1 protein-coding gene is annotated in these 1064 nt (G+C 39.0%); it reads right to left on the reverse strand.

Annotated elements, in window-relative coordinates; translation table 11 throughout:
* Window positions 1-145: 145 nt before the first annotated feature.
* Window positions 146-1064, reverse strand: a 919-nt coding sequence (locus HMPREF1052_RS09785; RefSeq protein WP_005761633.1) for an IS1595 family transposase, incomplete at its 5' end; no start/stop codon positions are given.

The following is a 1064-nucleotide window of genomic DNA, read 5'->3' on the forward strand; positions in this document are numbered from 1 at the left end:
GGCTACATCACTTTCCTGTTGAGTAAGCTCAATAGCGCGTTTTAATGTGGCAATGTTCGCATCAAGTAAGGCTAGATGATGTAATACCTGTTTACGTTCAAACTCAAATTCTTTGAGCTTCTTATCTAGGTTGTATGCCATATATCTACTGCCAAATCACTTCTTGATGAATAATTTTTCGTTGCCAATAACCGCACCATTCATTGTTATCGTTGGTGGTTTTCAAACATCGGCTTAATACATCAATAAACTGCGCTTTATTTGAGGTACGGCGATTGTCCTCACGGTACGCAATTTCATTCGCATAGTTAAGTAAGTATTCGTTGCTGATACGATGAACTTGTCCGTAGTACATCCGTTTGAAGCGACTGAATAAACTTTCTGCCTGATTGTTCGTTACGCCCAAATCACTACGATATTCTTCTTTATGATTAACAGTACATAAATCATAATAAGGTAGCAATACATCATAAGCCGTACTTTCATCAGTATTAATTTGCGTATTCGGTTTAATGAATTTATCGGCAAAACTTTTCACTACCGATTGCGATTCAGTATGCGCTACAAAAACGTGAGAGCGTTTTGCCCCACAATGTAGCCTGGCTTTTTCTTCTGGTGAATAATGCTCACGCGCAACCATGACACAACGTTTATCAAGATTCTGATTTTCCTTTAAACGATAGTCAATGCGGTCAGATTTCTTGTTTGCTTTACGTGGTGCAGGATGAACATAAGTACCATCCATATCCACTACGCCTGAAAGGGGTTTCATATCACGGCTTTCCAGTAATGCCTTGCGGAATTTATGTGATAAAACAAATGCCGTGCGAGGATTAAGTTTTGCATTGCGAGCTAATTGAAGGGAAGATAATCCTTTGACGGCATTTACCCATTCCATTAAAGCATAGAGATAAACCTTAATCGGTTTCTTGCGATTGGCAAAAATAGTGCCAGAAGTGACACTGAAAGTATGATTACAGTGTTTGCAGCGCCATTGTTTACGTGTAGAAATATAATAAGGCTTGTGTTGCACCCCACATTTAGGACAAGTGATGAACTCTTTT

Source organism: Pasteurella bettyae CCUG 2042, assembly GCF_000262245.1.
Classification (GTDB): Bacteria; Pseudomonadota; Gammaproteobacteria; order Enterobacterales; family Pasteurellaceae; genus Basfia; species Basfia bettyae.